General features: G+C 41.9%; 24 protein-coding genes. 6 read left to right on the plus strand and 18 right to left on the minus strand.

Translation table 11 applies throughout. From position 1 onward, the window contains the following. Positions 1 to 8 precede the first annotated feature (8 nt). A complete protein-coding gene (gene xylB, locus C6Y07_RS02710; RefSeq protein ID WP_106071663.1) occupies positions 9 to 1,508 on the minus strand; it encodes a xylulokinase in 1,500 nt (499 codons plus the stop codon). A 35-nt stretch (positions 1,509 to 1,543) separates the two neighbouring features. Continuing rightward, positions 1,544 to 2,881, minus strand: coding sequence for a xylose isomerase (gene xylA / locus C6Y07_RS02715; RefSeq protein WP_060596530.1), 1,338 nt, complete (start codon positions 2,879 to 2,881; stop codon positions 1,544 to 1,546). A gap of 213 nt (positions 2,882 to 3,094) precedes the next feature. Here xylA and xylR point away from each other — a divergent pair, with 213 nt between their 5' ends. Further along, positions 3,095 to 4,255, plus strand: coding sequence for a transcriptional repressor XylR (gene xylR, locus C6Y07_RS02720; protein ID WP_106047919.1), 1,161 nt, complete (start codon positions 3,095 to 3,097; stop codon positions 4,253 to 4,255). 44 nt (positions 4,256 to 4,299) lie between these two features. Here xylR and C6Y07_RS02725 read toward each other — a convergent pair whose 3' ends face one another. From C6Y07_RS02725 to csaA, 3 genes are all read right to left on the minus strand, one after another. Further along, positions 4,300 to 5,907 (minus strand): glycoside hydrolase family 43 protein, encoded by a 1,608-nt coding sequence (locus tag C6Y07_RS02725; RefSeq protein WP_106071662.1) that lies wholly within the window; start codon positions 5,905 to 5,907, stop codon positions 4,300 to 4,302. A gap of 22 nt (positions 5,908 to 5,929) precedes the next feature. Continuing rightward, positions 5,930 to 7,321 (minus strand): MFS transporter, encoded by a 1,392-nt coding sequence (locus C6Y07_RS02730; protein WP_066030781.1) that lies wholly within the window; start codon positions 7,319 to 7,321, stop codon positions 5,930 to 5,932. A 513-nt stretch (positions 7,322 to 7,834) separates the two neighbouring features. After that, positions 7,835 to 8,167, minus strand: coding sequence for a chaperone CsaA (gene csaA, locus C6Y07_RS02735; RefSeq protein ID WP_060596531.1), 333 nt, complete (start codon positions 8,165 to 8,167; stop codon positions 7,835 to 7,837). A 231-nt stretch (positions 8,168 to 8,398) separates the two neighbouring features. On the opposite strand from csaA, the gene C6Y07_RS02740 reads away from it, so the two are divergent. Beyond that, on the plus strand, positions 8,399 to 8,878 hold the full coding sequence (locus C6Y07_RS02740) for a site-2 protease family protein (RefSeq protein WP_034660901.1): 480 nt from the start codon (positions 8,399 to 8,401) through the stop codon (positions 8,876 to 8,878). Here the strand turns inward: C6Y07_RS02740 and C6Y07_RS02745 are convergent. From C6Y07_RS02745 to C6Y07_RS02775, 7 genes are all read right to left on the minus strand, one after another. After that, the gene (locus tag C6Y07_RS02745) at positions 8,868 to 10,499 is read right to left on the minus strand and encodes a YndJ family protein (protein WP_106047920.1); all 1,632 of its coding nucleotides are present in this window, start codon (positions 10,497 to 10,499) and stop codon (positions 8,868 to 8,870) included. The two genes, C6Y07_RS02740 and C6Y07_RS02745, sit on opposite strands and share 11 nt — an antisense overlap. Continuing rightward, positions 10,492 to 11,097 carry a DUF4166 domain-containing protein gene (locus C6Y07_RS02750; protein WP_106038613.1) on the minus strand — a complete coding sequence of 202 codons (606 nt, stop codon included), beginning with the start codon at positions 11,095 to 11,097 and terminating at the stop codon, positions 10,492 to 10,494. The genes C6Y07_RS02745 and C6Y07_RS02750 overlap by 8 nt, the downstream gene beginning before the upstream one ends. Beyond that, on the minus strand, positions 11,060 to 11,941 hold the full coding sequence (locus C6Y07_RS02755) for a hypothetical protein (RefSeq protein ID WP_106037682.1): 882 nt from the start codon (positions 11,939 to 11,941) through the stop codon (positions 11,060 to 11,062). The genes C6Y07_RS02750 and C6Y07_RS02755 overlap by 38 nt, the downstream gene beginning before the upstream one ends. Positions 11,942 to 12,089: 148 nt before the next feature. Then, entirely contained in the window at positions 12,090 to 12,662 is a 573-nt protein-coding gene (locus C6Y07_RS02760; RefSeq protein WP_034660905.1) for a TetR/AcrR family transcriptional regulator, read from the minus strand. A 3-nt stretch (positions 12,663 to 12,665) separates the two neighbouring features. Next, complete coding sequence (locus tag C6Y07_RS02765) at positions 12,666 to 13,385, minus strand: MBL fold metallo-hydrolase (RefSeq protein WP_106156215.1); 720 nt, start codon at positions 13,383 to 13,385, stop codon at positions 12,666 to 12,668. Positions 13,386 to 13,422: 37 nt separating this feature from the next. After that, positions 13,423 to 13,896 carry a GyrI-like domain-containing protein gene (locus C6Y07_RS02770; RefSeq protein ID WP_106156217.1) on the minus strand — a complete coding sequence of 158 codons (474 nt, stop codon included), beginning with the start codon at positions 13,894 to 13,896 and terminating at the stop codon, positions 13,423 to 13,425. 54 nt (positions 13,897 to 13,950) lie between these two features. Beyond that, on the minus strand, positions 13,951 to 14,883 hold the full coding sequence (locus tag C6Y07_RS02775; RefSeq protein WP_106072151.1) for a helix-turn-helix transcriptional regulator: 933 nt from the start codon (positions 14,881 to 14,883) through the stop codon (positions 13,951 to 13,953). Between the two features lie 118 nt (positions 14,884 to 15,001). On the opposite strand from C6Y07_RS02775, the gene C6Y07_RS02780 reads away from it, so the two are divergent. Further along, positions 15,002 to 15,526, plus strand: coding sequence for a CcdC protein domain-containing protein (locus C6Y07_RS02780; RefSeq protein ID WP_106072150.1), 525 nt, complete (start codon positions 15,002 to 15,004; stop codon positions 15,524 to 15,526). A 32-nt stretch (positions 15,527 to 15,558) separates the two neighbouring features. Here C6Y07_RS02780 and czrA read toward each other — a convergent pair whose 3' ends face one another. Continuing rightward, entirely contained in the window at positions 15,559 to 15,888 is a 330-nt protein-coding gene (czrA, locus tag C6Y07_RS02785; RefSeq protein ID WP_007500691.1) for a Zn(II)-responsive metalloregulatory transcriptional repressor CzrA, read from the minus strand. A gap of 186 nt (positions 15,889 to 16,074) precedes the next feature. Between czrA and C6Y07_RS02790 the strand changes: the two genes are divergently transcribed. Both C6Y07_RS02790 and C6Y07_RS02795 read left to right on the plus strand, forming a co-directional pair. Then, positions 16,075 to 17,400 carry an APC family permease gene (locus tag C6Y07_RS02790; protein WP_066030775.1) on the plus strand — a complete coding sequence of 442 codons (1,326 nt, stop codon included), beginning with the start codon at positions 16,075 to 16,077 and terminating at the stop codon, positions 17,398 to 17,400. 97 nt (positions 17,401 to 17,497) lie between these two features. After that, positions 17,498 to 18,160: a lysozyme family protein gene (locus C6Y07_RS02795; RefSeq protein ID WP_034660911.1), complete on the plus strand. Its 663-nt coding sequence runs from the start codon at positions 17,498 to 17,500 to the stop codon at positions 18,158 to 18,160. Between the two features lie 33 nt (positions 18,161 to 18,193). Here the strand turns inward: C6Y07_RS02795 and prpB are convergent, their stop codons facing one another. The 4 genes from prpB to C6Y07_RS02815 form a co-directional block, all read right to left on the minus strand. Continuing rightward, positions 18,194 to 19,111, minus strand: coding sequence for a methylisocitrate lyase (prpB, locus tag C6Y07_RS02800; RefSeq protein ID WP_106156218.1), 918 nt, complete (start codon positions 19,109 to 19,111; stop codon positions 18,194 to 18,196). A 12-nt stretch (positions 19,112 to 19,123) separates the two neighbouring features. After that, positions 19,124 to 20,560, minus strand: coding sequence for a bifunctional 2-methylcitrate dehydratase/aconitate hydratase (locus tag C6Y07_RS02805; RefSeq protein WP_106156220.1), 1,437 nt, complete (start codon positions 20,558 to 20,560; stop codon positions 19,124 to 19,126). A gap of 2 nt (positions 20,561 to 20,562) precedes the next feature. Then, positions 20,563 to 21,711 (minus strand): citrate synthase, encoded by a 1,149-nt coding sequence (gene mmgD, locus C6Y07_RS02810; protein WP_106156222.1) that lies wholly within the window; start codon positions 21,709 to 21,711, stop codon positions 20,563 to 20,565. 168 nt (positions 21,712 to 21,879) lie between these two features. After that, a complete protein-coding gene (locus C6Y07_RS02815; protein ID WP_003215636.1) occupies positions 21,880 to 22,419 on the minus strand; it encodes a DUF420 domain-containing protein in 540 nt (179 codons plus the stop codon). Positions 22,420 to 22,617: 198 nt separating this feature from the next. On the opposite strand from C6Y07_RS02815, the gene C6Y07_RS02820 reads away from it, so the two are divergent. Beyond that, a complete protein-coding gene (locus C6Y07_RS02820; protein ID WP_060596695.1) occupies positions 22,618 to 23,130 on the plus strand; it encodes a GNAT family protein in 513 nt (170 codons plus the stop codon). A gap of 153 nt (positions 23,131 to 23,283) precedes the next feature. On the opposite strand, the gene C6Y07_RS02825 is transcribed toward C6Y07_RS02820, so the two are convergent. Continuing rightward, entirely contained in the window at positions 23,284 to 24,075 is a 792-nt protein-coding gene (locus tag C6Y07_RS02825; RefSeq protein ID WP_060596542.1) for a LysM peptidoglycan-binding and 3D domain-containing protein, read from the minus strand. Positions 24,076 to 24,180: the final 105 nt, after the last annotated feature.

The following is a 24,180-nucleotide window of genomic DNA, read 5'->3' on the forward strand; positions in this document are numbered from 1 at the left end:
CTTTCTTGCTAGACAGAACGGTATTGTTCTAACCCGGCATGGATGTCTCTTGTTTGTGTATAGATCTTTTGATACAGATGAAATAGATCAGCATATATACTTGCATGCTGCTGCTCTGGCTCATAGACAGCAGCTTGATGAATAAACTGATCTGCACATGCCTCAAGCGATGGATACCATCCGCAGCCAACGGCGGCCAGCATAGCTGCACCTAAAGCAGGCCCTTGTTCATTGTCTAACTGGATGACCTCAGCCTGAAAAATGTCTGCTTGCATTTGAAGCCATGTCCGGCTTCTCGCGCCGCCCCCAATGGAGACAATAGAATCTATGTGTTTCCCTGCTTGCCGGAATAAGGCGATGGATTCATTTAACGAGAAGGTAATCCCTTCTAGCACAGCCCTTACGATATGTGTCCTTTCATGTCTGCTGTCTAATCCAATCAAGCTTCCACGAACGGTAGAATCCGCATGAGGTGTTCTCTCCCCGACTAAATATGGCGTAAAGAGCAATCCATTCGCTCCTGGCGCGACATCAACCGTACCCTCTAAAAGCGATTGGAACGATTCCTCTGGAGCCAGTAAGTGTTTTACCCAGTTAAGGCTATATCCTGCTGAAAGGGTGACACCCATTGTGTAAAAAGCGTCTTTTTTTGCATGATGAAACAAATGCAAGTTTCCTTGAAGCGCTCTTTCATGATCCTCTTCGTAAGAGAGAATGACGCCAGATGTGCCAATGCTGCATAACGTGCGGCCAGAGGATAAAATGCCAGCTCCAATTGCTCCGCAAGCATTGTCTGCCCCGCCAGCAAAGACTTTTGCACCCTCTTCGATCCCCGCCTCACGTGCAATATGCGGCAATAGTGTACCGACCTCATCCTCTGATGAGACAAGCGGCGGACAAATATGAGGAGGAATATCAAATGCCTGACAAATCTCTTCACTCCACTTTTGCTCTCCAATATCTAACAGCAATGTGCCAGCCGCATCAGAATGATCGATATGAACAGACCCTGTTAAACGAAATCTGACATAATCTTTCGGGAGTAAAAACATGTCGATTTGTTGATCAATTTCTGGTTCATGTTCCTTTACCCATAATAATTTTGGCAGTGTAAATCCTTCTAGCGCCTGATTTTTCGTGATCTTTTGCAGCCGTTCCCCCAGCTTTTTTGTGATGCGTGTACATTGCGCTGTCGTTCGTGTATCATTCCATAAAATCGCAGGGCGGAGTACCTTGCGGGATTCATTTAAAAGAACCAGACCATGCATCTGTCCAGAAAAGCTGATGCCTTCTACTTTCTTTGAATGAACAGGCTGTCTTGCCATCAGTTCTTTCATCGCAGCCACTGTTTGCTCAACCCAATCCTCTGGGTTCTGCTCACAATATCCAGGTTTATCTTGAATGAGGCGGTAAGGCTTAGAGGCCTCGCAGCACACCTTTCCATTCTCATCTACTAATATTGCTTTGACTCCGCTCGTTCCAAGATCAATTCCCATCACATACTTCATGTCTTCACTCCTTCAAAACAGGTCCGCTCCTTCAATCAATCTTCTAACAAATATTGATTTAACCGGGCTTTCAACTGTTCCTCTCTTCCCGATTCGTTTCTGATCAAAGGGTGTTTGAGCGCATACTCTTCTAATGTATGAAAGTTTGCCTTTCCTTCTGAAATGTCACGGCCAATCCCTTCAGAAAAACTGCGATACCTGTGCTTTATCACATCTTCAAACACTCGATCTTCTATGAGTCTATGAGCGACCCGCAGTCCTTTTGCGAATGCATCCATACCCGCAATATGGGCATACAAAATATCTTCAAGCTCAAAAGAAGCTCTTCTAACTTTTGCATCAAAATTGAGACCACCAGTTCCTAGTCCGCCATTTTGCAGAATTTCATACATGGCAAGAGTTGTGGCATATAAATCTGTTGGAAATTCATCAGTGTCCCAGCCGAGCAGCGTATTCCCTTGGTTCGCATCCACAGAACCGAGCAATCCATGTATTCTTGCTACTCGTAATTCATGCTCAAACGTATGACCAGCAAGCGTCGCGTGATTTGCCTCGATATTCAATTTAAAATGTGAATCTAATCCGTATTGCTTTAAAAAGGCGATAGATGTCGCTGCATCTGCATCGTATTGATGAGTGGTTGGCTCCTTTGGCTTAGGCTCAATTAAAAATTGGCCAGTGTACCCAATTTCCTTTGCATAATCAACAGCCATATGCAAGAACGACGCCATGTGGTCAAGCTCTCTTTTCATATCTGTATTCAGCAGAGTATCGTATCCTTCTCGCCCTCCCCAGAAAACGTAGTTTTCAGCGCCGAGTTCTTTAGCTGTTTCGATGCCTTTTTTCACCTGTGCGGCCGCATAGGCAAAGACATCTGCATGACAAGATGTCGCTGCGCCGTGTACAAATCTAGGATGTTTGAACATATTGGCCGTGTTCCAGAGCAGCTTTACTCCGCTATCCCGCATGTATTCTTTCATTCTATCTAAAATGATGTCTAATTGTTGATTGGTCTCTTGAAGCGTATCTCCCTCCGGTGCAATGTCACGGTCATGGAAGGAAAAATACGGAACATCCAATAGATCAAAAAGTTGAAAGGCCACTTCCAATCTAGCTTTCGCTAAATCCATTCCGCTATAGGAGTCCCAGGCTCTCTGCATCGTGCCAGTTCCAAACATGTCTGTTCCATCTGCAGTCAATGTATGCCAATAAGCGACTGAGAAGCGCAGGTGATCTTTCATTGTTTTTCCGCCAATCATTTCGTTTGGATCATAGTGTTTAAAAGCGAGTGGATTTTTTGATTGTTTTCCTTCATATTGTATTTTTCCGATTCCTTCTAAGTTGTGTAACGTTTTCATATTTGAGTTAGCCATCTTTTATTCCTCCTATGAATATACTTAGTAAGTTGATTCAACAAACTAATGTTCAATCTATGATCAATTCACTTTGAATTTTCCATATTTTTTAGTTTTTTAGAAATATTTTCGTTATAATAAAGTTAAAATCATCCTTCTTACAGAATACAGGCGAACAAAAACAGCTTTTTTTCAACTTAATCTAAAGACGAAACAAATGGAGTGGATAACGTGGATATTGCTGATCAGAACTTTGTGAAAAAAATAAATCAAAAGCTATTATTAAAAGAAATTCTCCAGCATGCGCCAATTTCCAGAGCAAAATTATCTGAACGCACTGGGTTAAATAAATCGACTGTTTCCTCTCAAGTAAGTACATTAATGAAAGAGCATCTCGTCTATGAGATCGGTCAAGGTGAGTCTAGCGGCGGGAGAAGACCGGTTTTACTGATGTTTAATAAACGTGCTGGCTGCTCCATCGGGATTGATGTCGGCGTTGATTATGTCAACGGCATTTTAACCGACCTCGAAGGGTCCATTCTTCATGAAGAGCAGATCAAGCTCCCATCAAGCTCTCCTGATGTGACCATACGCATTTTAATTGAATTAATACAGCAGTTGATGGCACAAATCCCCTCTTCCCCATACGGGCTCATAGGTATTGGCCTATGTATACCTGGGTTAGTGGATGCCGATGAACAAATCGTGTTTACGCCTCATTCCAAATGGAAAAATGTTGACCTGAAAACAACGCTCCAAGACGCTTTCCAAGTACCCGTCTTCATTGAAAATGAAGCAAACGCGGGTGCATATGGTGAAAAAATCTTTGGCGCTGCTAAACACTATGATCATTTGATCTATGCCAGCATCGGCACTGGCATTGGGATCGGGATCATTATCAATCATCATTTATACAGAGGCTCATACGGCTTTTCTGGTGAAATGGGACATATGACCATCGACTTTAATGGACCAACATGCAGCTGCGGAAACCGTGGATGCTGGGAGCTGTATGCATCTGAGAAAGCCTTGTTTCAGTCCCTTCAAACAAATGATCAGCCCATCTCCCATCAAGACTTGGAACAGCTGGCGACGTTAAATGATATGAAAACGCTCAATGCCCTGCGCAACTTTGGTTTTTACCTTGGCGTCGGTCTCACAAACGTCCTGCATACCTTTAACCCGCAAGCGATTATTTTACGAAACAAGGTGATTGAAGCACAGCCAACGGTTTTACGTGTGATTCAAGAGGAGGTATCCTCAAGGATAGATACTCAATTCAGTTCACATGTAGAGCTACTTCCTTCGTCATTAGGACACAACGCACCGGTATTAGGGATGACATCTTTAGTCATTGAAGCTTTCCTGCAAGATGCCACCCTCTCACCATGACAGGTTCATAGATAAAAAAGACAGCTCTTAGCGTGTTGTCTTTTTTATTTATCTGTTTCCTCATAACGGAAATAGTTGAAATCAGCAGGAAGACGCTCGCCGCTTGTATCCTGGCACTGCATGCCGACAAATGCCCCTGTAAAAAATCCCCCTCCTCGAATGAAGTCATCGGATAAATGGCTTGATTCAAATGACACATCAATTTCCTTCCATTCTCTTTGATCAAAAGAATAAGAATAGGTATATGTCTCTTTCTGAACGGTCACTTTTAAATACACATACGTGACCTCCTCTGGAATGACGATTTTTTGTGTCAACGGCTGAGAAAAGGAAAGGTTTTGACAGACAGATAGTTCAAGAATGCGGCCAAGTTCCTCGTCATATGTCACCTGAAGCGCTGTCCAATTTTCCGTATTATAATAATTCACAAGACCAGCGGCTTGCTGAAAATTCTCTGGAAAGAACGACACAGCTGTCTCTGCTTCAAAATAAAAGCTTTGCCAGCGCCTTGCAACGAAAGCTTGGGTAAACTTAGATGTTAGAGATTCCTGACCGTATAACCTTAAATGCTGAGGTTTTTCCGTTAATGAACCGATCTGATCAGTAAAAGGGATTCTTAATGTTTGGAAGTGTCTATTTAACGTTGATTCTTTAAATTCATCGACTGTATGGTGTGTAGGAGCAAAAACCTTTTCGTTTATCGCTGGCGCTTCAACCTCCAGCGCCCCCTCTTTTCCGCCCACAACATACGGCCAGCCATCCTTCCATTCGAGCTTTTGAATCGCTGTTTCTCTTCCTAAAGGACACCACCCTCTCTGTTGAAAAATAGATTCCTTGCTTGATTGAATGGGGCGGCCAGTGAGATGAGCCAAATACCATTCATTTGTATGCGTTTGAACGATGGAAGCATGCCCGCATTTTTGAAGCGGATGTTCAGGTGCGTGAAAAGCACTTAAAATGGGGTTATCAGGATGAACCTCATAAGGCCCTTCAATCTGCGAGGAACGGGCAATTGTTGCCGCATGCTCGTACCGGGTACCTCCTTCTGCTGTTAATAAATAATAGTAATCACCAATGTGATAAAGATGCGGCGCTTCTGTCAATTTTATCGGCGTGCCTTTAAAAATGACCTTCCGCTGACCAATGAGTTTCTTTTCCGTCACGCTATATTCCTGCAGGGCAATACCCGCAAATGAATGGTGCTTTTCCCTATGATCCCACAGCATATTTAAGACGTATTTCTTGCCGCTTTGATCATGAAATAAAGAGGGATCAAAGCCAGAGCTATTGAGACGGACCGGCTCACTCCAATCACCATCCACTTCACTTGCCGTGACCAAATAATTATGACCATCTTTAAATGGACCATCCACTACTTTGATATTTGAATAAATGAGCCAAAACTGACCATCTGCATAGCTTAGGCACGGTGCCCATACTCCGCCAGAATCAGGATTCCCCTTCATATCCAGCTGCGACGTTTTTTGCAAAGGACGCGCAGCAAGCCGCCAATGGACTAAATCCCTCGAATGATAAATTTGCACCCCTGGAAACCATTCAAATGTAGAGACCGCCATGTAATAATCTTCTCCTACACGGCAAATACTTGGGTCCGGGTTAAACCCTTTGAGCACTGGATTGGTAATTTTCATTCAACTTCCTCCTCTTCACGACCTACATTTTAAAATCATCCATATGATCGATATATACTTGATCCCTATTCTCAAGCTCCCTTACAACTTTTTTATGTTTTTCTTCATCTAGGTTGTAAAAATTAATATCAATCATCGCTAAAATCAGTAAGCATACAGGAATCACCGTTACCGTAATTAAAATGCCAAGTAATGCTTCTGGTGTCTGCATTTGGTTCGCGACATAGCCAAATCGATCGAGTACAAGCCCCGGCACAATCCCGCCTAACGCCATCCCAAATTTAAAGAAGAACCCAATGACCGCGTAGATGAGCCCGCCCATCCTTTTCCCTGTTTTATATTCGCCATATTCAACAGTCTCTGGAATAAGTGCCCACATGTAAGCACCGGCTGTAATACTCCCCGCAGCAGCAACGAGCCTGAAAATCAGTATTAAAGTGATTTGACTCGGCGGTATCACAAGTAATGCAAGAAGACCTACGATATTCAGCAATAAAGAATAATTCAGCAGCTTTTTCTTTCCTAACAGCTTGTGCAGCTTAGGAATAAACGGCAGCACCATTAAAGCCGGCAGACTGCCAATGAGTCCGTACCATTTCACTAAATCTTCTCTGCCAAGGTTATACGTCACATAATAGATCCCAACAGAGTTGCTGATCGAGTTCACACCAAAAATAATAATAAAGAAAATGCTTAATACAACAAGCGGACGATTCACTCGCAACTGGACAAAGATATCACTGAATTTAATCTTTTCCTCTGGCTTTTGAAGCGTGACACGTTCATTCGTGCTTTTAAAACAGAAAATCAGTAATGCACCGCCAAGAACGCCGAGAAAAGCCATCGTCATCTGCCAGCCGAGTGCTGTATTACCTGTCGTATCACTTAAAAAGGTCGCAAGAAAAGGAACAAAAAAAGCCACAACTAGACCGCCTAGATTGGCAAAAACCATACGAACGGACGTAATACTGACAACCTCTTGGTTATTTCTTGTCATTGCGGAAGTTAAAGCACCATAAGGAACGTTGATGAATGTGTATGTAAGCGATAAACCAACATACGTGATGTAGGCATAAATGAGTTTACCCATTTCGGAAAAATCAGGTGTTGTAAAGCAAAGGATGGCAAGTACGACGAAAGGAAACGCACCGAATAACAAGTAAGGTCTGAACCTGCCAAAACGGCTGTTCGTCCGGTCCACCAATGCACCAATAAATGGATCTGCAAGCGCATCGATGGCGCGAACAACCAAAAACATCGTCCCTGCTGCTGCCGCTGATAAACCGTACACATCTGTATAAAAAAATAATAGATACGTAGAGACAGTTGCATAAATCAAATTACATGCGAAATCCCCTGAAGCATATCCCACTTTTTCAGACATACGAATCTTCTTTAAATTCTCACTAACCATGAGCTTTCTCCCTTCTTCACTTAGCCTCTTCTAACGAACAGATGATGGAGGGCAGCAGCAATCAATGCGGGAAATATAAAGCGCTTTCAATTCGTTGTAAAAATGTAGCTGAACATCTCATCCTTTCAGCTTAGCCCATTTAAGCAGCAAATCAGTTGAATGACGGAATCATCTCCTTCAATATAGGAATCAATGCTTGAAATCCATCTTAGTTTATTGACCAAACAAACTAAGTTGAATTCATTTTATAAAATCTGATCTGACTTTTCAATATTTTTTGAAAAAATAATCCAAATAATCGATTTTTTGTCATTCATCTTGTAAAATGACATGAAAATCTGAAAGAATTCATTTAATGGTTGCATTCAAGCTCATCCCATGCTATATTAATCAAGCGATGAGCTGAATTGTGTAAGTCGGGTAACATGTCTCTTTGAGACACACACGAATGTGGCGTGTGGTTATTCCGCCTCAATACGCAAAAGACATCTTCTGAGGAAGATGTCTTTTTTCTTACCCTATTTTTGTTCCATTCTCAACCGGTTCATCTGTGGCTAGCAAAACCACGTCTTCTTTTGATGGCATGCCTCCTAAGACAAGCACTTCTGATTTGAACCCTGCAATTCTTCTTGGCGGGAAATTAACGACTGCTACAATTTGTTTGCCGGTAAGATTCTCCGCTGTATAACGCTTTGTCAGCTGAGCACTAGATTGCTTTACACCAATTTCTTCACCAAAATCAATCTTGAGTTTCAACGCTGGCACTCTTGCCTCTGCAAATAATTCTGCTTCTATGATCGTCCCAACACGAATATCTAACGCCAAGAACTGTTCAATATCTGCCATATGACTCTCTCCCCTTCACGAAAGGTAACGTAATCTATTGATTATCCATTGTAGCACATTCATTTCGTCAAAAAGGAGGTTCAAAAAGCCTATTCAGCGCTAAAATCTCCCTTTTAGTTTACATAATAAATTTATAGTCGTGTATTAAATGTTTGCATCCTGAAAATGAATTCAGTAAAATGGCAAATAATCCTACTGCTTCCTCCCGAATATATTGGGGAGGGTTAACACTTGTTTACATTATCGGATATGTGGACGTTTTGCTGGTCGTTTTTCGTCATTCTTCCTATCGTTGCCATCCTTCATCAGCTTGGCCATATTGTGGTTGCGTGGATGTTTGGGGCAAAGGTTTCCTTTGCTCTTGGCAGAGGCAAAAAAGTGTTGAAAGTAGGCGTCGTTGAAATTAGACGAATCTATTTTCTAGATGCATTTTGCCACTATGAAGAAATGAGGAAAAATAACCGATTTTCGCACATTCTTGTCTACTTAGGCGGTTCATTATGCAACCTGCTCAGTGTTCTCATACTGAATACAATGATCGCCAATGATTTCCTGCCAGAGCACCAATTTTTCTATCAATTTGCTTACTTCTCAGTCTACTATGTATTTTTTGCACTGCTGCCAGTCCAGTATGCAGATCATCATCCGAGTGATGGGCAAGCAATTGTGAACATCATTCGGCACGGTGAACCATGTGACATCATTGACTAACATGATGACTTTCGCTGTCAATATGATAATGAATCGTTAAAAAAGGAATACCGAACAGCTTCATTTGGTGTACCGCTGTGAGACTTTGATCTGTCTCCGGCTTCATATGAAAGCTTTCTTCCATTGGCAGTTTCATGGTGATAAAAGGCGTATGTAAATACAATCCTTCGTCACCGGTACTGCCTTTTGGACGTGTGCTTTTTAATAGAAAGTCTTCCTTTTCATTAAAAGGCTTTAAAATGGCAGTCAGCTGAGAATACGGAAGCGGCAGCGCAATATTCATATAACCCGCAGCTGCATCGTGATGAAGAGCATAAAGTGCAAAAAAGACTTGCTCCCCTTTTGCGTTATGACGAATCCACGCACGCACATTCTCTCTTTCTTCCTTAGGGTGTTGAAATCTACAAAGACTTCCCGGCATTTCATAAGGAATACGAGATGACCCCAAATAAAGCTGACCTATTTTCTTAAAAACTGGCTGAAGTAAAAAAACAAAAGGCCTCACCCACCAATGAAAGCTGACGGCTGCTTTTAACGTAAAAGCCATAGGGTTCTCATAAAATCTGCGAATCACAGGTGAAACCCGATCAGCTGAAAATGTCGTTCCATTTAATTCATCAAGTGAATCGACTAAACCGAGCTTCTCTCGATCGTGCACTCTTTCCTCTTGAAAAGAGATCAAATGAAAGCGACCATGCACTTTCGAAATCGGAAAATCCTTCTGCTTCAATTGATCCTTCGGTCCTTCGATCACCCAGCCAATTAAACCTGGCAAAATCACAAAAAAAGCATTGATACTGCCATGAAACCAAATCATCTGATCAATGCTGATGTAGGTCACGCGCATAAGCATACCCGCTGAATAAAGAAGAGATAACACGATCGTCCCCATTAAAACAAAGCTAGAAAACACAACAAGACCTTTTGCGAAAGTTGACCGAAATCTTGTTTTCACACAAAGGATTCCATATATGTAGAGGGCAACCACATAAAGAATGACGCTGAATGTATCAAATAGACGGGAGAAGCTAATCCCAACAGCAATCATCACAGGCGACAGCAAAATCACCCAGCCCGCCGCTTTGTATAAAGCTGTCTCCTTTGTTCGCTGTCTCCCTAATAATCCATAAAAAAGCGGGATAAAAAAAGCCGAGTAATGAAAATGAATAGCGGTCAAAAGAACAATGATCGGCGAAAATGTCATCACCTGTATATCTGCTGTGTACAGCCAAAACCAAAGCCCGCCTAAAGCGATATACATCCATGCGCCATCGATCATCAGCTCATGAAGCGGAAAGATTCCTCTTTTCAGCAAACGAGCAAAGCCAAATAACGCCAACAGGAATGTATATAAAAGCCAGCCCGATGCAAACCAGGCGGAATGATAGATAAAAGCAGCGGTTGCACAAAGAGCCGCTAGTGGAAAGGCTTTCATTAAAAAGCCGATCAGCATCCCTGGCTTTTGTTTCTTCCCTTCTTTCTCAAAAAAGTGTAAGGCAGCGGGAAGAAAAAATAGAATCGCCATGAGAACAAAAAATTCTGCTATCGGACCTGTCATCAAACGGGTGGCGATAAAAAAAGACATAAAGATCAGACTGGAGGTCAAATGCCACTTATTCATCAGGAGACATCCTTTCTGTAAAACGGCCTTTATATGTAAAAAGAGTACCAAACAGGCGATTTTTCACGTGGACATCAATGGTATATTCACCTGCATCCTCATCGTAGCCTTCCGTTACATCTGACACACCATAAAGCCATGAAGGCAGCGGCCATTCCCTGCCGAACATCAAAAACTTCTGCCGGCCGGATTGAATGTGCAGGAAACCATGCTTTGTTACTGTAAAATGAAGCTCTGACACAAGAAGTCTAGGCTTTCCAAAGTAGTCTAGGACTGTATGACTCTTCTGATCAATGATCATATCTGCATCAAAGTGCCGCTCCTTCTTTGGGAAATAAAACGTTCGATACCAGTGCATCCCTTCCTCCCCCTTATTTGTCACAAAGGGCTCATTGACAATTTGGAAAGGAATATCTTTTCCTCTCTCAGGGAAAAAACAACGAAACAATGGACCAATTCTGAAGATCAATCGAATGAGTCTTGACCCGCCGCCTATCTCCCCCATGGTGCCTTCAGCAGAAAACGCGCGGTTGTATCTCTCTTTTAGTTTTGGATGCAGCTTATCGTAATCCTTTACTTGATGACGATGAACGACCATGTCTACCTCCCCTTTTTCGTTTGATGGAAAATACATCTATACAATCTCTTAAATTGATCATACCTGCAATCGACAAGATGAAAAATGCACTCATCACAAGCGGCTCATGAAGCGTCGTTTGCGGGGATAGGATCCCTATACAAAGCATGATCAGAAAAAAAATGCTTTGTAGAATGAAAAGATATTTTTTTGATAGCTTAGGAATTAGCCATGATACACCTAAAAGCGCATAAAACAATCGAAATCCCATGCTATGATCAAAAGCAGAATGTGAAAAAGGGATGACCGCTTGGCATAGCCAGACGATGGCAAACAGCAAACAAATCCCGTAATGAGCAAGTGTTCTCTCTAGTAATAACCGAGGATGCGTTCCCTTTTCAAGCCACGTCTTTAAAGCGCCAAAACTAAAGGCCGTCATAAATCCTATCATCGGGCGAAAAAGAATCCGGTCTGCCCATGTCCAACCTTTTCCTTCTTTCGTTTCGTAATCAAATTGAGTTTGAAATACAATGTGATCGCTTGTTTTCATATACTTCCAGTAGCCACTGCCTTCTTTGATAAAAGACAATGGGTGTGACGATTTGAAATTAAGTGAGGATGCCCGCTCATTCCGTTCATCCATCATTCTTGTTCGATACGCTCCTGTCCCTGTGACACTTAAACCAAACCCAAGATGCTTTTCATACAAAAAGGATTGGGGCTGTTCATTTTGGGGTTCATTTAATGAAATGGTTGAAAAACGCAAATCCCACTGTTCATGAAGCTTTGGATTTTGCGTATATTCCCAGACTTTCTCTATAGGTGCATGAATGGTTGTTTCCACATAAACAGGCTTTCTTTTCATCTGCCTCTACTCCTCTATGTGAATTATTTCACATAATAAGCATACCATGTTTCACAAAACTGTCAAATCTTTATTCGTTTTCTGTTAAAAAAATTCTTCAAGACGGCCGCCCTTTTAAGATATCTATTCACTGCAAAAAAAAGACCTGTCAATGAGACAGATCTTCTTTTTGCAACACACCTGAGATATAAAGCCTGACCGCATAGCTCACACTGTCTTCAAGCTGTTCTTTTCGTTGAAATCCCTTTTTATTTGAAATATCACCGAAGCCGTGCAATAAGCTTCTTAGTCCTCTTACCACATGTGTCATCTCTTCTTCTTTTACACCAAAGCGGGACATGATGGATTGGACAAATTCAGCAAGGCGCTCTGCCTCGCTTCTTACTTTTTTCTCATCCATATGTGAAAAGGCAGCTTCATAGAGGCCTGGATGTTCCCGGACAAATTCAACATACTGCCTGGCGAAGGCTAAAACAGCTTCTTCTTTATCCAGCCCCTCTGTTACGTGTATGCCTTCTTCACAAAGCATGGACAGCCCTTTTACTGCGAGTGCCGCCTGAATCTCATGAAGACCGGATACGTGATTATAAAGGGAAGGCGGTCTGATGTTCAGCCTTTTAGACAATGTAGCAATGGTCAATGCAGAAAACCCCTCTTCATCAACAAATGCAGCTGCTGTATCCATAATTTTTTCTTGCGTGATACCCATTCTTGGAGACACGGTTTACTGCTCCCCTTTCTTCAGCTGCTGCTGCCTTTTACGAACGGCAGCTTGCAGCTTTTCATGAGGTTTTATGATGAGATCGCCATGTCCTGCAGCAAGACAGGATAAGCGAAGTGCCAGTAATTTTTCGGCGCTATTGAGTGCGGTTTCTGCATCCCATGTAGCAAAGGCCGGGAACGGGAAGGTCCAGCGAAATTCACCCGTTACTGATAAGCCGCCTTTTGTTACAAGGGCATCCCCAGCAATCACAACTCCTGACCTTCCATCGTATAAGGAAATGCTGCCAGGTGTGTGCCCTGGTGTCGCAATAACTTTCAGCGGCCCAATCTCATCTCCTTCTTCGACAAGCACATCCGGTTTTGTGTGAATATTTTTCGAAAAACTGCCTTTGATTTTTTGCTGGGGTTCGCCAGGAAGCAAGGATAAGTCACCCTCAAATAGGCGGGCATCGCGTTTTGATAAATAGACGACTGCCTCTGGAAAAACTTTTTTCACTTCATCTAATGCGCCTATATGATCCATATGACTATGGGTGAGAATAATTTTGTGTATGGGTTTGTTCTTTTGACGGGCAAATTCGATGATCGGCTTTGCTGCCATTTTTAAAGCAGCATCAATTAAGATGAGCCCATTCTCTTCCTCAAATACATAACAATTTACCGGAAATAATCGCGGCATCAATGTGAGCTGGTGCAGACGGTCAAAAGTTGTCAATCTCATCAAGTGTCCCCCTAAAACTAATGTTGTTAGTTTTATATTAACTAATACTATTAGTTTTAGCAATTATTTTTTCATCGACCGCAATATAAATATCAATTTGCGCTTCTTTTGGATCTATAGATCTTTCATCATACCATTCAAAGTCGCCTGTATATGTGCGGTAATGGCGCTCATCCCACGTCCAAATCTGCTGCCATGTTTCAAGCACAACTTCTTCAATCGGCCCCTTTCTCGTTCGAAATCTTGCGTACGTGGACGAGGGAATCTCTTTTACATGTTCTAAGTGCTGATCCACAAAGTGTCCCGCTGTGAATAAATAAGAGCCATGCTCATCTTTTTCATAATCTGAATACAGCCCTATGACGGGAGCTTGTCCCCCGTGAAGCTGCTGCGCAAAAAATTGCTGCCAAAGAGGTGCAATCTTCCGCTCTTTTGTCAGCTCCATTTCGTTTGTTGTTCGAACAGACAACCCTTTCATCCATTGTTTCTCTAATGTCACGATATCGTACATACATTCTCATCTCCTTTTTTTCTATCATATAAAAAGAAACCTGACAACATTGTGTCAAGTTTCCATTCGTTTGAGAAATTGTTTCAACTGGAGATCAAACGCTTCTTTGACATGCTTCGGGGAAAGAATGTCGACATCTGGACCTAAATGGAATAGGAAACTATTTAACCAATCATCTTGAGGTACAGTGATGGTGGCAAGATAGCTTCCGTCTGAACATACGTTCAATTCGTTCTCATCCACCCATTCCTTCACTTTGCCCACTGATGCTTCCGTTAACCTGAGCGTGACAGAGCTGACCGATGGTTGTTCTTGCCAAGAGTCATTCCAAGGCTTCTCTTCGTTTTTGATTCTTTTCGGTTGGAAATATCCTGAAATGGTGACAAGACCCGTCATTCTGGTCAGCTTGAACAGACGAAAAGCTTTTTTCACACAACAAAACGCATACAAATACCAATGCCTTCCTTTTAAAACAAGCGTATAAGGCTCCACTTTGCGTGGAAGTGTTTCGCCTTTCGCATTGCGATAGGTGAACTGAATATATTGGTGCGCTGAGGCAGCTGTATGGATGAGCTGGAGCTTCTGCTCAGCCTGGCTGTCTTTTCCCCAGGAGCTTAAATCAATGAAGACATGATGCTGTTTTTCGCTTTCATCCGTATGCGTGGGAATGAGCGATTTGATTTTTTTCAGTACATGCTCACTTTCTTTAAAGGTGTACGCACTCGTCATGCTTTCGAGGGCTGTTAAAATGACCTCGATGTCATCATCGGTAAATAATTTTTTCTCTAAACGATAGTCCTCAACAAGTGAAATGCCTCCACCTGCTCCTTGGGTTGTCACAATAGGGATTCCCGCTTGATTGATGGTATCAATATCACGATAAATGGTCCTCACGCTCACTTCGTGGAGTTCAGCAAGATCTTTCGCCTGTACTTGCTTCTTGCTAATGAGCAGCATCACAATAGATAAAATGCGGTCGATTTTCATGACTTTTCCTCTTTTTCATAAATGTAGGTTTTGTTTTGATAAAAAAAGAAAGAATGGTAAAGATAAGTAACAGCCAGCATTCGTTTACATCCCTGCACGTGCAGGAGGAGGTTGCATCATGACACATAACGTGTGGCAGTTGTTCATGATTGGGAGCATTATGTTGATCTGCATCATGATTCGAATGAATCGAATGAGACGCTATCAGCTTGTACGCCCCATCAGTCTTTTGATGAGAATGTATATCTTTGGTCTCTCTGCCCTTATTCTCCTATCAGAAGGATGGCAAAATCACAGTATCTTCATCTATGCCGCTATTGGCATGCTTTTTGGAAGCAGCCTGGCTGTTCATGCCTATCAGACGATTCGAATGAAAGAAGAAAATGGCCGGCTGTATATGAAAACGAGTAAATGGATTGAAAGCTTCATTTTATGTTTGTTTTTATCCAGGCTTAGTTTTAAGCTGGTTGAGCTGACAAACCATTCGATGACCAAGATCAGTGTCGTTGAACTATATCAGCGTATCGTGAGCGATGATGCGATGACCATGCTCAGCTTTTTTCTTTTAGCTGCTTACTATGTTGTTTTTTCTTATCACATGATGAAAGCAAGTAAACGATCGACACATGTGCATCATGCATAAAAACCTTCCTATAGGCGTAGGAAGGTTTTTTATCAATCGTGCTGTGCATGGTGAATCATCTGTTCAAGCACTTCCATCACATGCTGATCTTCAGGGCTGTAAAAAATCGAGGTCCCTGCTCGTCTAGATTTCACGAGACGAAGGTTTTTTAAAAAGCGCAGCTGATGAGAAACGGTTGATTGCATGAGATTCAGTGTTTCTGCTATATCATTTACCGAGTGTTCACCTTGAGACAGCAGGTGCAGAATTCGAATACGAGTCGGATCAGATAAAGCTTTAAAGGTTTGGGAGACAAGAAATAGACTTTCTTCATCCAGCTCCATCCGTTCCTGTTCTTGATTTGTATTCAGTTCTTCCTTCATTTTGCTTCACCTTTCTTGTCCGTCAAATCACGACTTATTCTCTGTATCATCATATACCAAAACGTCCGGCATGCAAAGCGGGCACACTTTAGAAAAAGGATTTACTCAAATAGCATTGACACTTGGTAGCATTCTTTTTAAAATGAGCATTATTTATTCATTTTTTTAGAGGAGCTGATAGGCAAATTGACTGAAGAGCCAAGACTAAAACGCAGCCTGACTGTCTTTCCACTTGTTGTGATCGGGCTTGCTTATATGGATCCACTTGTCGTATTTGATTCATACGGCATTGTTGCTCAGCTGACGAAAGGACACGTCGCTGCAGCTTATATATTTACGTTACTTGCATTACTATTGACAGCGCTTAGCTATGGGAATATGGTGAAGGCTTTTCCAAAAGCAGGATCTGCTTATACATATGCGCAAAAAAGTATTCATCCTCATGTCGGCTTCCTTGTGGGCTGGACACTTTTACTGGATTATTTATTTTTGCCTATGGTGAATTTTGCGATCGGAAGTGCTTATTTAACCGCAGCCTTTCCTGATGTACCTCATTACATTTGGATCATCATACTTGCTATCGCCATAACGACTGTCAATGTAATCGGTATTCGGCTTACAGCCAACATCACGGCACTATTTGTGACCTTCCAGGTCATTGTCGCCGTCACTTTTGTTGGGTTTGTTATTTATGGGCTCACACAAAACGCTGGAAGTGGAGAATTATTGTCCGCCCGGCCATTTTATTCAGCGAGCTTAGAACCAGCGCTTATTTTTTCAGGAGCGACCATTTTATGTTTTTCGTTTCTAGGATTTGATGCAATTTCGACCATGTCTGAGGAAACCATTAAGCCAAAAAAGACGATCCCACTTGCCATCTTCTTAACCGTCGCCATTGGAGGCGTACTGTTTACCTTGACGTCTTATTTTTTGCAGCAGGTATTTCCAAATTTTCAACAGTTCAAGCATCCCGATGCTGCCTCACTTGAAATTGCGGAATTTGTGGGGGGCGCATTTCTCCACTCGTTCTTTTTAGCTGGCACAATGGTCGCTGTCATCTCTTCTTCCTTATCGTCACATGCAAGTGCAGCAAGGCTGTTATATGCAATGGGTAGAGATGAGTCGTTACCGAAGCGTTTCTTCGGATATATTCATCCGAGATTAAAAACCCCTGTTTTTAATATTTTATTAATTGGTGCTTTCTCCTTAACCGCAGTCGTTGGCGAACTTGAAGTCATTTATTCCTTTATCAGCTTCGGCGCGTTGATTGGATTCACTTTTGTGAACTTGTCTGTTTTTGCGTACTATTTCGTCAGACAAAAACAAAGAGGTGTACTCAATACATTGAGATACGCATTGATCCCTCTGTGCGGGACGGCCTTTTGTATTTGGCTGTTAACGAGCATCAGTACAAATGCATTAATCATTGGTATGCTTTGGCTGATTATCGGTTTTGTTTATTTCTGCTACAGACTGAAAACAAGAACCGAATTTACATTTGGGTATGATTGATTATAAGGTTTTCACTTGGTATCCTGTACAGGATATGGCATAATAAAAAGGCTGTACTTCCCTTTTAAAAGCGGGGCAAAACAGGGGTGAACTGACCTTGAAAAAGAAAAAAACAGGATGTTTTGCCATTTCAGGCTGCTTCACGATTTTTCTGTTTGTTTTCGTATTAGCAGCCATTGTCATGTCCTTTAATCAAAAGGAATTAAAAAAGCTGCCGATTGATACGGAATCAATTGTTTTGTCGAGATTGGATGATTACAAGCCGCTTGTAGAAACAGAGCTAAGAGATCAAGATTTAGATCAATATACCGCGTTAATCCTCGGTATGATGTATCAAGAATCAAAAGGCAGAGGCGGAGATCCAATGCAGTCCTCTGAATCTCTTGGTTTGAAACGAAATGAAATCAATGACCCTCAGAAAAGCATTAGACAAGGAGTCCATCATTTTTCTACTATGTACAAGCATGGGAAGAAAAAAGGCGTTGATTTGGAAACCATTATTCAAAGCTATAATATGGGAATCGGCTATATTGATTTTGTTGCAAAAAACGGGGGAAAACATTCCGAGAAATTGGCAAAGCAATACTCCAAAAAGCAAGTGAAACAAAACCCCGAAGTCTATACGTGCGGAGGCAACAAAGATAACTTCCGCTATCCGTATTGCTACGGTGATTTCACTTATGCTGAAAAAGTAAAAGAAAAAACGAAAACAGTTGAAGAAAAGATGAAATTGGCTTCATCATCCACACCATCATCGTAAAAAAGCACTTCCGTTTAGGAAGTGCTTTTCATTTTATCGCTGTTCTTTCCCGATTTCCGGCAGGATCGTTTTCGCTAAATGCTGATCCATTTCCTCATATTCATCATATTGAATCGCTTCATACAGCTCTTTTCTCGTTTGCATGTCCTTCAAAATTCCTTGCTGCGTCCCCTTCTCCATGATTTCTGTAAATAAACGCTCATACGCTTTTGCAGCGACTCTAAGTGATGACACAGGGTAGATGACCATCTGAAATCCAAACATCGAAAATTCATCTGCATGATAATAAGGAGTCTTACCAAACTCCGTCATATTTGCAAGAAGCGGTCCTTTTATGCTGCTTGACGCATGCGTGAAGTCTTCAGCTGTAATGAGCGCCTCAGGAAAAATAGCATCAGCTCCTGCTTCGAGATAAAGATTGCCTCTGCGGATGACATCCTCCATCCCGTTTACAGACTTTGCATCAGTTCTTGCAATCACTAAAAGCGTTGGTGCCGCTTGTTTGATGGCTTTGATTTTCGCGATCATCTCTTCTACTGGAACGAGCGACTTTCCGTTTAAATGTCCGCATTTTTTTGGCATTTGCTGATCTTCAATTTGAACAGCTGCCACCTTGCTCTCTTCCATTTCTTTTGCCGCCCTTGCAGCATTCAATACGCCGCCATAGCCAGTATCCATATCTACCAAAAGCGGCAGCTGAGAAGCTCGAATGATTTCCTTCGCTTTTTCAGCCATTTCCGTTGAATGGATCATGCCGAGATCAGGCAGTCCTTTGCTGGCACAAAAAGCGGCGCCAGATAAATAGAGCCCTTGGAAGCCCATTTTTTTTGCATAAAGCGCAGACATTCCATCGTGAACCCCTGGGATTTGAAATAAAGCTGATTTGTGCATTTGTTCTTTAAAGGCTGCGGCTAAATCTGCTTGACTTGATTCATCATTCACGATCCACACACTAGTTCCCCCTTATATGACGAATAGGTCCATAAATGCTGGTACGGTTGTTGTTTTTAATTGATTTGGATTTTGACAGAGTGACACAATTTGATCCACTTGTTTTTGTGGAAATCTTGTCTTCAAATGATAGACCCATTTCTTTTCAAGCAGCGGAATGCCTTCCTGTCTTCTTCTGCGATGACCAAGCGGGTATTCAATTTCAATTCGATCTGTCATCGTCCCGTCTTTAAAGAAGATTTGCACACAGTTTGCTATTGATCTCTTTTTCGGATCTAAATAATCTGCTGTATAACGTTTATCTTCTTTGACGACCATTTGATCCCGGAGACGATCAATGGCCGGATTTCGCGCCGTTTCTTCTTCATAATGGTCAGCTGTTAGCTCACCATAGATCAATCCAATCGCGGTAATATACTGCAAGCAATGATCGCGGTCTGCTGGGTTATACAGCGGCCCCTTCTTATCAATAATACGAATCGCTGATTCATGTGTTGTAATCTCTACCCGGTCAATTTCATCTAATCGATCTTTTACAGCATCATGCAGCATCATAGCGGCCTCTGCAGCCGTCTGGGCATGAAACTCAGCAGGATAAGCAATTTTGAAAAGCACATTTTCCATGACGTATGATCCTAGCGGCTGAGCGAGTGTGAGAGATTTTCCTTGCATAAGAACATCTTCAAAGCCCCACTTCTCAGCACTAAGCGGTGTTTGATAGCCCATTTCCCCTTTTAGTGTCATCATTGCCAGTCTTACCCCGCGGCTTGTTGCATCACCCGCTGCCCACGATTTCCTTGATCCTGTGTTTGGGGCGTGGCGATACGTCCTAAGCGGAGAATTATCAACAAACGCTTGCGATAAAACATGCTGCACGTCTTCCTTTGTTCCGCCAAGCAATGCACACACAACAGCACTTGTTGCCACTTTGACAAATAACACATGATCCAAGCCATTTCGATTCAGACAATTTTCTAAAGCGAGCACACCTTGAATTTCATGTGCCTTGACGATCGCATGCAGTACGTCATTCATCGAAAGCGGCTCTTCACCGTTTGCAAGCCGCGTTCTGCTGATGTAATCACTTACAGCTAATATTCCGCCTAAGTTATCTGACGGATGTCCCCACTCCTCTGCAAGCCACGTGTCATTATAATCTAACCAGCGAATCATACAGCCTATATCAAAAGCCGCTTGAACAGGATCTAGCACAAACGAAGTGCCTGGAACTCTTGCTCCGTTAGGCACAACGGTACCAGGTACGATGGGGCCAAGATGCTTCGTACATTCCGGAAAATTGAGCGCCAGCATTCCGCAGCCGAGTGTGTCTATCAGTACATACCGCGCTGTTTCAATGGCTTCTTTGCTCGTAATCTCCCCGTCTACTGCATAGGCTGCGATTTCTTCCAATAGCTGATCCGTTTGATTGGCGACTGCTGTTTTATTCATGTTCATTCCCCCGTTTTTCTATCATCATCTGAGATTTTTAATCCTCTTGGCCCTAAATACCGGACTCTCGGTCTAAAAATGCGATTATGCAAATGCTGTTCAATGACATGGGCAGCTAATCCGCTAGCTCTCGCAGCAAAGAAAATCGGTGTATAAAGTGAAATCGGAATCCCGAGCACGTAATAAATAGGTGCAGCGTAATAATCAAGGTTCGGATAGAGGTTTTTCTTCTCTTTCATGTATGCCTCTCCTGCTACACACATGTCATAAAGCGTTGTATCTCCCTTTGATTCCGTAAGCGTTTTCAATGATCGTTTTAAAAGAGCGGCTCTTGGGTCCATTTTTCTCATGTATACCCTATGGCCAAAGCCCATCATTTTTTCTTTTGCGGCTAATTTTCGCTCAATCAGCGCAAGGAAGCCTTCCGTTGTTTTTCCTTCGAGAAGCATGTGCATGACAGCTTCATTCGCTCCTCCGTGCAAGTCACCTTTTAATGAAGAAATCGCTCCAGTAAAAGCACCATACATGTCAGAATGTGTGGATGCGATGACTCTAGCGGCAAACGTTGAATTAGGCAGTTCATGTTCACTATATAATGTGAAAGTTTGGTCAAAAGCGGTGATTTCGTCTTGTGTTGGAGTACGTCCTGTTAGCATGGCTAAAAAGGTTTCAGTGTAGGATTTGGATTTGGTCTGATCTGGAGAAATAGCGGCGTCTTTTGTGAGAATATGATAGCTTCTAGCAACAATGGCCGGCAGCTGGCCGAGTAATCGAACAGCACGCCTTTGTTGGCACGCTTCTGATCGATCATGTAATGCATCATCGTACCCACTAAGAGCAGATATGCACGTTCTCATGGCATCCATAGGATGAGTGGTTTTTGGCAGCTTTGTTAAAATGGTTTGAATGGTTGGATGTAAGTTGGTTTGTGAGGAAATGTCTTGCTGAAATTGGTGATATTCCATGGTATCTGGTAATCTTCCATAAATAAGCAGATAGGCTGTTTCTAAATAGGTCTTTTTTTGTGCCAACTCGATGAGGTCATACCCGCGAATTACAATTTCTTCTTGCTGCACATCTAAGTATGAGATAGACGTTTCGCTTGCCACAATGTCTTCAAGCCCCGGTTTATACTGCAGTTGTTCAGTCATCATACAACCCCCGTTTCGTTCAATTGTTGTTCTCCAAACGAGCAAACGGCCAGAAATGATGTGAGTCTATAGATGGGAAGATACCGTGCAAGTCGGATACCCAATTCCCATTTTATCCAAAGCACTGCCTCTTGTAAATAAAAGAACGTATGTCCAGTTGGGCATACGTTAGCTGTAATATGGAGAAATCATCATATACACAATGACGCCAGTGAGACTGACATAAAGCCATAGCGGCATTGTCCAGCGGGCAATTTTACGGTGACGCTCGACTTGCATCTGTGCACCTCTAAACAGAGTAATCAGGGCAAGCGGTACAATTACAGCTGATAAGACGATATGTGTGATTAAAATAAAGAAGTAAATTGGACGGATGATCCCTTCTCCTCCGAAATGGGTATCAGCTGCCATTGAATGATACGTCACATACGAAATTAAAAAGACAAGTGTCGTTGAAAATGCAGCAAAGATAAATCGTCTATGCGCCTTAATGTTCTTTTGTTTAATCATGATGAGTGCTGAAAGTAAAAAGATAAACGTAAAGCTGTTCATCACGGCATTAAGTAACGGCAAAAATGTAATATCCAGATGACTAAATTTATCTGATTTTGGCATTAAAAATAATAAAGCGATTAATCCGTTTATGGCAATTGTTAAAATGATCACAATACCAGTGAAATTTTTCGGTTTTTGATTCTGTTCGTTCATGTTTGAAAACCTCTCTTTATTAGTTCCGACTAAGAGTATGTTATTTAACTTTCTCTATAAAGTCAATGAATTCGCTGTCTTCGTCGAATTTTAGACAAACTTAAGGGTTGCAGGCGTTCTAACGACTTGAAAGATCCATCCACTTCCTTTAGAATTGGAATTTATGTGATTTTTATCATTTCTGATATGAAAGGAGTAATGGACTTGTCAATCTTACAGGAAACAGCCAAAGATGTGAAGACGTTAGAGCAAGAATTACAGCAATTGCAGTTCCAAATGTATCGAATGCAAGAAAATATGAAAGATATTTCGAAAAAAGCAAAAATCATTGGCATCGATCAAGCGAAAGAAGATGAGTGGATGATCGTCTCTGCCATTGAAAGTGCAGATACATGTAAAATTATGTTGAGCGATTGTGAAAAAGCTTTTCGCGGACAATCTGATTTTTCCTTAATTGCGGAATATCCTGAAGAAGGAAAGATTCATATTGCCGATATTAAAGGCCCGCCAGATAATGGGTACGGCTCCATCTGTATGAAGCATTTAAAAGAAATCGCAAGAGAGCAGAACATACCAGTGATTACTGGCGACCTCGTCAAAAGGGACTGGAATCACGTGGATCGCTTGATTCATTTTTATGAAAAGCATCAATTTGATGTCCAAATCAATTGGAAAGAACAAAGCGGAGAAATTTATTGGGTGGACAGCTAACGACAAAAACCAGCGTGTATCATAAGATATGCGCTGGTTTTTGTCGAAAATGCAAACTTTTCAGAAAAATATGTGTATTTTTGACCAAAAAAAGGGTATAATAAAAGCATCAGGCCGCCACCTGATGCTTTCTTCCAAAAAAACAATTGTTTACTAGTTAAGTACTTTTACTTTGACTGATTTTACGCCCCAATTTTGCGCTTGGGATTTGCTTGGTACATGTACATCAATTTTGTTACCTTTAATTGCGCCGCCAGTATCTGCTGCGATGGCTTCACCGTAGCCTTCAACATAAACCTTACTTCCTAATGGAATGACACTAGGATCTACTGCAATAACTTTTGCGTTTGGGTTTTTGTTTAAGTTTACCCCTGTTGCAGTGATACCTGAGATGCCACCATCATTTGCTGTATAAGCCGTAGCCGTAACAGTCATTTCTTTTTGTACACTTTGACTAGCAGAAGATGATTCTGCTTTAGCTGTTTCCTTTTTAGGAGCAGCTTTTTTCGTTGTTTGCTCTTTTTGGACAGGTTCCTGTTTTTGAACAGGTTCTGAGCTTACCGGAGCCGAGCTTTGACCAGCAACACTTAGTGTTGAACCAATCATAATTATATCTGAGTTTAAGTTATTCCAAGACTTAATATCGCTAATTGACACATTAAATTTTTGAGCGATTTTCCAGAGGCTGTCCCCCTTCTGGACTTTATACTGCTCCTGAGTTTTCTCTTTTGAAGAGATTGTCAATTTATCACCTACATAGATCATATCAGTAGATAAATTGTTCCAACCCTTTAGGTCCTTTAGAGACACATCATTTTTTTGTGAGATTCCCCAAAGTGTATCACCTTTCTGTACAGTGATTTCCTTTGCAGAAGCTTGCTGCGCTCCAAATGCTGTTGTTGAGATTGCTGCAACAGCAACCAAGGACATAATAGTCTTCTTCATAAAGTAAATCCTCCCTTGTTAGCTTTTTATGGCGGCTAACGAGTGCTATCGTAACATATGTAAATGTCATTTCAATAACAAAACGATATGTTTTAGATTACAGTT

This window comes from Bacillus sp. LNXM12-1, assembly GCF_003004375.1.
In the GTDB taxonomy this organism is placed as follows: Bacteria; Bacillota; Bacilli; order Bacillales; family Bacillaceae; genus Bacillus.

Excerpts from the sequence above, each read along its gene's own strand:
- xylB (WP_106071663.1), bottom strand. The coding sequence starts at position 1,508 with ATGAAGTATGTGATGGGAATTGATCTTGGAACGAGCGGAGTCAAAGCA.
- xylA (WP_060596530.1), bottom strand. The coding sequence starts at position 2,881 with ATGGCTAACTCAAATATGAAAACGTTACACAACTTAGAAGGAATCGGA.
- C6Y07_RS02725 (WP_106071662.1), bottom strand. The coding sequence starts at position 5,907 with ATGAAAATTACCAATCCAGTGCTCAAAGGGTTTAACCCGGACCCAAGT.
- C6Y07_RS02730 (WP_066030781.1), bottom strand. The coding sequence starts at position 7,321 with ATGGTTAGTGAGAATTTAAAGAAGATTCGTATGTCTGAAAAAGTGGGA.
- csaA (WP_060596531.1), bottom strand. The coding sequence starts at position 8,167 with ATGGCAGATATTGAACAGTTCTTGGCGTTAGATATTCGTGTTGGGACG.
- C6Y07_RS02745 (WP_106047920.1), bottom strand. The coding sequence starts at position 10,499 with ATGAATAAGTGGCATTTGACCTCCAGTCTGATCTTTATGTCTTTTTTT.
- C6Y07_RS02750 (WP_106038613.1), bottom strand. The coding sequence starts at position 11,097 with ATGGTCGTTCATCGTCATCAAGTAAAGGATTACGATAAGCTGCATCCA.
- C6Y07_RS02755 (WP_106037682.1), bottom strand. The coding sequence starts at position 11,941 with ATGAAAAGAAAGCCTGTTTATGTGGAAACAACCATTCATGCACCTATA.
- C6Y07_RS02765 (WP_106156215.1), bottom strand. The coding sequence starts at position 13,385 with ATGAGATTGACAACTTTTGACCGTCTGCACCAGCTCACATTGATGCCG.
- C6Y07_RS02770 (WP_106156217.1), bottom strand. The coding sequence starts at position 13,896 with ATGTACGATATCGTGACATTAGAGAAACAATGGATGAAAGGGTTGTCT.
- C6Y07_RS02775 (WP_106072151.1), bottom strand. The coding sequence starts at position 14,883 with ATGAAAATCGACCGCATTTTATCTATTGTGATGCTGCTCATTAGCAAG.
- C6Y07_RS02780 (WP_106072150.1), top strand. The coding sequence starts at position 15,002 with ATGACACATAACGTGTGGCAGTTGTTCATGATTGGGAGCATTATGTTG.
- czrA (WP_007500691.1), bottom strand. The coding sequence starts at position 15,888 with ATGAAGGAAGAACTGAATACAAATCAAGAACAGGAACGGATGGAGCTG.
- C6Y07_RS02805 (WP_106156220.1), bottom strand. The coding sequence starts at position 20,560 with ATGAATAAAACAGCAGTCGCCAATCAAACGGATCAGCTATTGGAAGAA.
- mmgD (WP_106156222.1), bottom strand. The coding sequence starts at position 21,711 with ATGACTGAACAACTGCAGTATAAACCGGGGCTTGAAGACATTGTGGCA.
- C6Y07_RS02815 (WP_003215636.1), bottom strand. The coding sequence starts at position 22,419 with ATGAACGAACAGAATCAAAAACCGAAAAATTTCACTGGTATTGTGATC.
- C6Y07_RS02820 (WP_060596695.1), top strand. The coding sequence starts at position 22,618 with ATGGACTTGTCAATCTTACAGGAAACAGCCAAAGATGTGAAGACGTTA.
- C6Y07_RS02825 (WP_060596542.1), bottom strand. The coding sequence starts at position 24,075 with ATGAAGAAGACTATTATGTCCTTGGTTGCTGTTGCAGCAATCTCAACA.